We start from the raw sequence: 7,904 nt of genomic DNA, 5'->3' as shown, positions 1-7,904 counted from the left end.
GGGGCGGGGTTAGATGCCGCGGCGGCCTTCTTTGCGGGTGTCGACCAGACCCGAGAAGCGGAGTTTGGCCAGGTGCTGACTGACGGCGGTGCGGGAAGGCCCGCAGGCATCGACGAGGGCGGTGACATCGGCTTCTCCGTGGCGGGGTTTGGTGCTCCCCGTTCCTCGTACGTACTGCCCGCCCTTTTTAATTGTCGGGGGGCCTTCGACATTCTTCGGGCGTGACCCTGTGGTCTGCTGGGCTTTCCGCGTCAGACCTGTACCGGGTAGGTCGGCTCGGCGATTTCCGGTTTGATGCGGTCCTCGACGAAGATCCCGTGCCAGATCATGAACACCAGCAGGGTCCACAACCGGCGGCTGTGATCGCCGTCCCCGGCACGGTGCGCGTCGAGCATTGCCGTGACGGCGGCCTTGTCGAGTAGATGGTCGGTCTGCGATTCGGTGATCTGCTGCCGGGCCCAGTCGTAGAGCTCGGTGCCCCGCAGCCAGTGCCGTAGCGGTACCGGGAACCCGAGTTTCGCACGGTGCAGCACATGACCCGGGACAATGCCCTCGAGGGCCTGCCGGAGCGCGTACTTCGTGGTCTCCTTGGTGATCTTCTGTTCCAGCGGGACCTGCTCGGCCACCCGGAACACCTCGGTGTCCAGGAACGGCACGCGCAGTTCCAGCGAATTGGCCATGGTCATCTTGTCGGCCTTCACCAGGATGTCGCCGCGCAACCAGGTGAACAGGTCGAGATGCTGCATCCGGGTCACCGGATCCCAGCCCGCGGACCGGTCGTAGATCGGAGCGGTGACGTCCTGATGGGTCCACTCCGGGCGGAACTCCCGCAGCACCGACCGCAGCTGGGCGTCGCTGAAACTGCGGGCGTTGCCGTAATAGCGCTGCTCCAAGGTGAGTGACCCGCGGTGCAGCAGACTCTTGCCGCGCGTGCCCTCCGGGATCAGATCGGACACCTTGCCGGCCAGCCGGCGCAGCCCGCCCGGCAGTTTGTCGAACGCGGCCAGCGACAGCGGTTCCCGGTAGATGGTGTAGCCGCCGAACAGTTCGTCGGCACCCTCGCCGGACAACACCACTTTGACGTGTTTCCGGGCCTCCTTGGCGACGAAATACAGCGGCACCAGCGCCGGATCGGCCACCGGGTCGTCGAGGTACCAGACGATCTCCGGGATCGCGGCCGCGAACTCGGCAGGGGAGACCACCTTGACGATATGCCGGGCCCCGATCGCGGCCGCGCTTTCGGCGGCCACATCGACCTCGGAATAGCCCTCGCGTTCGAAACCGGTGGTGAAGGTGATGAGTTTCGGGTTGTGCCGCATGGCCAGGGCCGCGATGGCGGTGGAATCGATACCACCGGACAGGAACGACCCCACGGTGACATCGGCGCGCATATGTTTGGCGACCGAATCCTCGAGCGCGGCCGCGATCTCCCGGTACCGGGCGGCCTCGCTGCCCGCCGCGAACGGGCGCACACCGAACTTCGGTACGAAATAGCGGCTCGTCACCGGAGGTTCGCCCGGCCGCACGACCGCGTAACTTCCCGATTCCAGCCGCCGGATACCGGCGTGCAGGGTTTCCGGTTCGGGAACGTACTGCAGCACGGTGTAGTGCTGGAGCGCGCGATGATCGAGCGATTCGTCGAGTCCGAGATCGGGCAGCAGCTCCAGCAGGCTCTTCTTCTCGCTGCCGAACGCCGTACCGCCCGGTCCGGTGGCCAGGAACAGCGGTTTGATACCGAACGGGTCGCGGGCGAGGAACAGTTCCCGGCTGCGGGTATCCCAGATCGCGAACGCGAACATCCCGCGCAACCGGCGTACCGCCTCGGGACCCCAGTAGTGGAACGCCGCCACGATGGCCTCGCCGTCGCCCTCGGTGGCGAACATGGGCCGCTCGCCGAACTCGGCCGCGTGGTCGCGGGCCAGTTCCTCGCGTAGCTCCAGATAGTTGTAGATCTCGCCGTTGAAGGTGAGCGCGTAGCGCTCGGGATCGTCGGCCGGGCCCCAGCGCAGTGGCTGGTGCGAATGTTCGATATCGATGATCGAGAGCCGGTTGAAGCCGAAGATCAGCTGGTCGTCGTGCCAGGTGCCGCGCTCATCCGGCCCCCGGTGCCGCACACAGTGCAGGGCGTCGTACACCCGCTCCACTGTTTCCGGCGCTGCGGTATCGGACGTCAGATATCCGAGCAGTCCACACACTGCGGCGCTAACCTCGTTTCCTCTGGTCGGGGGTCCGCGCCGAGGGATGCGGGCGCGGCGGGCGAAATCTAGTGTCCGAGTATGCCGCACGCCGGGTTCTCCCGTGCGATACACCTCCGTTCTGCGGCTACGCTGGCGCGCGGAGTGTCGAAGCCGACCCGACGGCGTACCGGGCGCGTGTTTGGTCTACGCTGCGTAGTACTCGGACTGTTCCGGGTGGTGCCGCGCGGTGCGCGGAGCTGCCCGGGAGGCCCGATGAGCTGTTTGTCTGTATCACCGGAGGCGTCCCGCCACCGTGGATGCGATGTCGGAATGTGTGGCGACCAGGAAGGCGTGAGCGTGGCGCACAAGGCGAGCGACGAGATCGGGGCACGGCCTGCCCGGCGGCGGGGTAGTGTCCTGCGGCGGGCCGGACTGGCGGTATCCCTCGGGATCACCGCGATGCTCGTCTCCGGCTGCTCGATCGACAATGTGTGGTTGCGGTTCGGCTGGCCCTCGGGTGTCACCCCGCAGGCGCACCGGATGCGGGAGCTGTGGACGTGGTCGGTCGTGGCCGCCCTGATCATGGGCGTGCTGGTCTGGGGTCTGACCTTCTGGACCGTCATCTTCCACCGCAAGAAGAAGAACTCGCCGGAGTTCCCGCGGCAGACCGGTTACAACGTGCCGCTCGAGCTGACCTACACGGCGATTCCGTTCGTGATCATCGCGGTGCTGTTCTACTTCACCGTGGTCGTGCAGAACTACGTGCACGAGAAGGTCGACAATCCCGATGTGGTCGTCGACGTGACCGCCTTCCAGTGGAACTGGAAGTTCGGGTACCGCGAGGTCGACCTGAAGAACGGCTTCACCTACAACGGCGTCGACACCGTTCGTGAGGACGCGAACCAGGAGCAGCTGCAGGAGTACGCCGAGCGCGTCAACGAGCACGGCCACGAGCAGCCCGGCCCGGTGCACGGCCGCCCGGAGAACGACATCCTGTCGTACCTGCACTACAACAAGATCGAAACGGTCGGTACCAGCACCGAGGTGCCCATCCTGGTGCTGCCCACCGGCAAGGTGATCGAGTTCCAGCTCGCCGCCGCGGACGTCATCCACGCGTTCTGGGTTCCGGAGTTCCTGTTCAAGCGGGACGTGATGCCGAACCCGAAGGAGAACAACTCCGACAACGTCTTCCAGATCAGCGAGATCGATCGCGAAGGCGCGTTCGTGGGCCGTTGCGCGGAGATGTGCGGCACCTTCCACTCGATGATGAACTTCGAGGTCCGTGCCGTGACTCCGGAGAAGTTCCAGAGCTACATCCAGGCCCGGGAATCCGGTATGACCAACGCCGCGGCGCTGGAATCCATCGGCGAATCGCCGGTGGCCACTTCCACCCAGCCGTTCAACACCGATCGCACGGTCAAAACCGATACGACCGAGAGCAAGTGAGGACTGATCTCCGATGAGGATCGAAGCACGACTGTTCGAACTGCTCACGGTGTTCTTCATCATCGTGGGTGTCATCTACGGCTTCTTCACCGCGCAATCGCGAACCGGTATCGAATGGGCCGGCACCACGGCGATCGTTCTGACCGCCGGGCTGTCGCTGATCATCGGCACCTATTTCCGTTTCGTGGCCCGCCGCCTCGACTTGCGGCCGGAGGACTACGAGGACGCGGAGATCGTGGACGGCGCCGGCGACCTCGGGTTCTTCTCGCCCGGTAGCCCCTGGCCGATCCTGCTCGCCGGCGCCGCCTCGGTGACCGCCCTGGGCTTCGCCTTCTTCGAGCCCTGGCTGATCGGTGCCGGTGTGATCCTGATCCTCACCGCAGCCGGTGGGCTGGTCTTCGAGTACTATCTCGGCCCCGAGAAGCACTGAGTTCAGCGCCCTCTCCGGCACAAGAACGAAAGAACCCCGCTGTCCGACCGGGCAGCGGGGTTTTGCGTCGGATTGCACCGGCATCCGAGCCCGCGGCAGACCAGACTTTCGGACGGTCCACCTCCCTGGGCGGGGCCCGCCCCTGGTCTGGAGCGACGGAGCGGGGGAGCGAAGCGGAGGAGCGGAGGAGTGAAGACCAGGGGTTGATAGGGCCCCACCCTCGAGCCGCGGAGCGGCTCCGAAATTACAGCCCGCCCCTTTACGGATCGTCTACCCGCACCTTCTACGGATCCGTCGATCCGCATCTTTTACGGAAGCTCTACCTCGACTGCCGGACACATAAAGCTGCGAACTGCGCCGCAGAAACGGGAAACCGATGACACAGCGCAGCAAAGAGCAGGGGGCGCAACCCCCGGACCCGCGCCGCTCGAACACGCCGTTCGACGATTGCGGCGGCCCGAGCGCGACACCGGTGCCATGGTGACCAGCGTGTCCAGTGCCGCGGCGCGGTGGCGGCGCACAGACTCAATCCACCGATTCGTACCGGATGCTGTTCTCCGACCGGCAGATCTCGTCGATACCGGTCACGATATCCCGCAGCTGCTCGGAGGGCAGGGCGTGCGGTCGCAGTCGGCAGGTGAAGGTGATCAGGCCGTGGTCGGCCGCCGGGAGGCTGTGGGCGGATTCGGCGCGCAGATAGTCCGAGCGCACCCCGTAGGTCATGGCGGAGATGACGGTGAAGCAGCCGGTGCGTTCCCGGTGCCCGCTGAACAGATCGTGCAGGCGGTAGAAGACCGACGTGTAGTTCGACAGCGGGGCGAAAACACCGACCCGGTAGGCGGGACCGCGCTCCGACGAACTGATCACCGTATCGGCCAGGTATTCGGCATCGCGCAGGGTCAGCACCTTGGGGGTGAACATCACCGCGCCCGCCGCCGCGTTGCGGACGGGCATACCGGCCTTACCGCTGCTGGCCGAGGCGATGGCACCGAGCGATTTCCGGGCCCGGCTGCCGACCTCGCGGCGGGCGCGCAGAGACCGGGTGGGGGCGGTGGGGTAGAGGCTCGACCATTGGCCGAAGCGCACCGTGCCCAGCTGCACCTGTCCGGCGCCCACCGGGCGGGTCACCTTGAGCGGCGCCGTATCCACCCAGCGGCCCACCTGCAGGACGGCGTCGCGGGGGGTGGCGACCTCGCTGTAGGCGTAGTCGACGAAACTGTCGAAATCCAGGAACCGGTGCGAATCGGTGGACAGCCAGGTGTTGTCCTTGTCGACCTCGACTGCGTCCAGGGTGAGCGCGGTGATGATGCCCGCCCGGCCGCCCGCGCCGAGGATGCGATGGAAGCGTTCGGTGTGATGGGTGCGCCCGCAGGTACCGATCCGGCCGTCGGTGTCCACGTACTCCAGGTCCACGATGCGGTCGATGAACAACCCGTAGCGGTGCGAGGCGGTGCTGACACCGCCGACCGAGGCGAAACCGCCGGCGGTGATATCGCGGTGGTCGCCGACGACCGGTAGTCCCAGGCCGTGCGCGGCCAGGCGGCGGTCGATATCGGACAGCCGGGCGCCCGCCTGGACCCGCACGGTCCGGCGGCCGAGATTGAGATCGACGATAGCGTTCATCCGGCGCAGCGAGACCACGGCCTGCTGATCCGGCAGGGTGAGGCCGTCGGTGGCGGGATCGCCGCCGTGAACGGTGAGCGGCCTGGCGTGATTCCGGGAATTCCGCACGGTGCGAACGACATCCGCGGTGTCGCGAGGCAGGTACTCGGCGGGGGAAACGATGTGCGGCGTGCTCATGGCACGAAAGCTAACCACAGCGCGGCGGCCGCGGCGATATCGAATCACAGATCTGCTCCCGCCTGCCTGTCGAATGGACTGTGACCTGTGGGTTTACCCCGCTCTCGACCGGGGCGGGGGAAGACCGCGGACGGTGCCGGACCACTCGTGCGGTGTCCAGGGGGATTTCGCTGTCCGGACCCGCCCGCGCCAGGTGAGTTTCCCGCGCCCGGGTCGACGGTAGGTGAACATATACCGCCGACCCGGACAACTCCGGTGTACCGGCGTGGCGAAATCGTCAGCGGGCCAGCAGATGCAATCGCTGACCGATCACATCGATCCAGTTCACCTGTTCGAAGGTCGCGAAATCGACTCGGATCGCGTCCAGTACATCGCGGCCCGGCGCGAACATCAGGGCCCGTTTGTCGGCTTCCAGTACGACGTACATACCGTGCGGATCGGCCAGGAAGGTCACCTCGAGCTGGTTCAGGCCGGGAAACCGCGGTGAGGGGCCGAATTCGATTTCCTGGAAGAACGGCAGCCGCTGCGGGATCCGGTCCACGCGGCCCGCCTCCACATCGGCGTGCCGGAGCCCGAAACCCCAGGACTCGACGGCCGCGAGCAGAACATGCTGCGGCGGCAGGGCGCCGACTCCGATGGGATCGGTATCGGCGGCATCGTATCCGCCGTCCACATCGACCCGGGTGCGTACCGCCACCGCCGTCCCGTGCAGATGCCGGCCGTTGTAGAAGGTGATCGGCGTTTCCCACGGCGTGAGCAGTTCGAACCGGCCCTCGAGCGGGTGTCCGGGCAGTAGTTCGAACGGGCCGAATACGGGTCGCTGCGCGAACGCCATATCGAGTATTTGCTCCCCGTCGTGGTATTCGCGTTCGGCGCGGGTGATCAGCTCCACCGAGACCCCGTTGATCCGCACCGGCCGGTCCTGGCAGCGCATCCGGATCACCCCCTGTACCGGCTGCCCAGGCTGCACCCCCGGTGTGAAGAGTTCGGTCTCCACCTCCGTCGAGTTGGTGCCGAGCGCGCCCAGCAGAGTTTTGAACATCCGATTCGTCTCCCTTCGCCCCCGCCCGCGAATCCGTTCCTCGCCCCGGGGCTGTCGGATCAACAGCGTAGATCGGATCGCCTGTTCGTGTCGGAGGGTGCCGGTAGGGTTGTCATCGGCCTTGGGCTCCTGGGGAATCCGGCCTCGGTGGGGTGGGATGGAGGTTCCGTGTCGAATATCGAGCAACGCATCGATTGGGCGGTCGAATGGCTGCACCGCAGCCAGGCCAGCGTTCGTAACGGGGGCGCCGGCTGGGGATGGTTGTCCGATGTCCTGCCCAATCCGCAGAACACCGCGGAAGTCGTGGTGGCACTGACCGCGGCCGGTCGGCCGATACCGCGGCTGGCCGAGGTGCGCACTCTGGTGCGCCGCGATGTCGTGGACACCGACAGCGGGGAATGGGTGTTCCGGTCGCCGATCGATCTCTCCTGGCGGTTGCGGGCACTGGGGTGCCTGGGGGTACCGCCCACCGATCCCGTGGTCGAGCAGTGCCTACGAGAGCTTTACGCCACCCGGGATACCGATACCCGGGGCTGGCGGTTGTCCGAAACGGTCGGCCCCATCTCGCTCACCGCCACGACGGCCGCCCTGCACGCGCTGGCGGGTCTGGCCGATGCCGACGAAACCGCCGCCGAGGCGCTGTTGCAGGGCACCTCGCTGGTGGTCTCGATGATGCTCGACGACGATCCCCGCGCCCAGCCGATCTATGCCTGTGCGCATGTCGCGCGGCTGCTGGCCCGGCCGGAAATCGCGGCCGTGGGCGGGAAACGGGTCGAGAAGGTCCGTGAGCTGACGGTGCGGCGGATGCTGTACGCCCTGCGGGACGGTACGGCCGGCGCCGAGGAAGAATCCTTCCGGGAAGGCCTGATGGCCTCTACCTGGCGCCATCTCGGCCTGCACCTCGCCGTGGGGGGCGGGGGGGGGGGCCCCGCACCCCCCCGAAAAGGGAAGGGGGGGGGGGGGGGGGGGGGGGGGGAAGGGGGAATTAAATAGAAGCGCGGGACCAACG

General features: G+C 66.8%; 6 protein-coding genes and 1 pseudogene. 3 read left to right on the top strand and 4 right to left on the bottom strand.

The window, feature by feature from the left end; translation table 11 throughout:
* Positions 1-12: 12 nt before the first annotated feature.
* Positions 13-138, bottom strand: a pseudogene (locus QH195_RS14645) (ArsR family transcriptional regulator); the annotation flags it as partial.
* 113 nt (positions 139-251) lie between these two features.
* The gene (asnB, locus tag QH195_RS14640) at positions 252-2,195 is read right to left on the bottom strand and encodes an asparagine synthase (glutamine-hydrolyzing) (protein WP_280424929.1); all 1,944 of its coding nucleotides are present in this window, start codon (positions 2,193-2,195) and stop codon (positions 252-254) included.
* Positions 2,196-2,636: 441 nt separating this feature from the next.
* On the opposite strand from asnB, the gene ctaC reads away from it, so the two are divergent.
* Positions 2,637-3,623 carry an aa3-type cytochrome oxidase subunit II gene (ctaC, locus tag QH195_RS14635; RefSeq protein WP_280424937.1) on the top strand — a complete coding sequence of 329 codons (987 nt, stop codon included), beginning with the start codon at positions 2,637-2,639 and terminating at the stop codon, positions 3,621-3,623.
* A 13-nt stretch (positions 3,624-3,636) separates the two neighbouring features.
* Positions 3,637-4,053: a cytochrome c oxidase subunit 4 gene (locus tag QH195_RS14630; RefSeq protein WP_280424930.1), complete on the top strand. Its 417-nt coding sequence runs from the start codon at positions 3,637-3,639 to the stop codon at positions 4,051-4,053.
* A gap of 525 nt (positions 4,054-4,578) precedes the next feature.
* Here QH195_RS14630 and QH195_RS14625 read toward each other — a convergent pair.
* Both QH195_RS14625 and QH195_RS14620 read right to left on the bottom strand, forming a co-directional pair.
* The gene (locus QH195_RS14625; protein ID WP_280435763.1) at positions 4,579-5,853 is read right to left on the bottom strand and encodes an FAD-binding oxidoreductase; all 1,275 of its coding nucleotides are present in this window, start codon (positions 5,851-5,853) and stop codon (positions 4,579-4,581) included.
* A gap of 277 nt (positions 5,854-6,130) precedes the next feature.
* Positions 6,131-6,895 (bottom strand): sporulation protein, encoded by a 765-nt coding sequence (locus QH195_RS14620; RefSeq protein WP_280424932.1) that lies wholly within the window; start codon positions 6,893-6,895, stop codon positions 6,131-6,133.
* A gap of 168 nt (positions 6,896-7,063) precedes the next feature.
* Between QH195_RS14620 and QH195_RS14615 the strand changes: the two genes are divergently transcribed.
* Positions 7,064-7,888, top strand: coding sequence for a hypothetical protein (locus QH195_RS14615; RefSeq protein WP_280435762.1), 825 nt, complete (start codon positions 7,064-7,066; stop codon positions 7,886-7,888).
* Positions 7,889-7,904 lie beyond the last annotated feature (16 nt).

It is taken from the genome of Nocardia carnea, assembly GCF_029868855.1.
Classification (GTDB): Bacteria; Actinomycetota; Actinomycetes; order Mycobacteriales; family Mycobacteriaceae; genus Nocardia; species Nocardia carnea_A.
This window is presented reverse-complemented; position numbering and strand designations above follow the sequence as displayed.

What these genes read in the sequence shown, in the direction of transcription:
- QH195_RS14625 (WP_280435763.1), bottom strand. Translation starts at nt 5,853, where the DNA reads ATGAGCACGCCGCACATCGTTTCCCCCGCCGAGTACCTGCCTCGCGAC.
- QH195_RS14620 (WP_280424932.1), bottom strand. Translation starts at nt 6,895, where the DNA reads ATGTTCAAAACTCTGCTGGGCGCGCTCGGCACCAACTCGACGGAGGTG.
- ctaC (WP_280424937.1), top strand. Translation starts at nt 2,637, where the DNA reads ATGCTCGTCTCCGGCTGCTCGATCGACAATGTGTGGTTGCGGTTCGGC.
- QH195_RS14630 (WP_280424930.1), top strand. Translation starts at nt 3,637, where the DNA reads ATGAGGATCGAAGCACGACTGTTCGAACTGCTCACGGTGTTCTTCATC.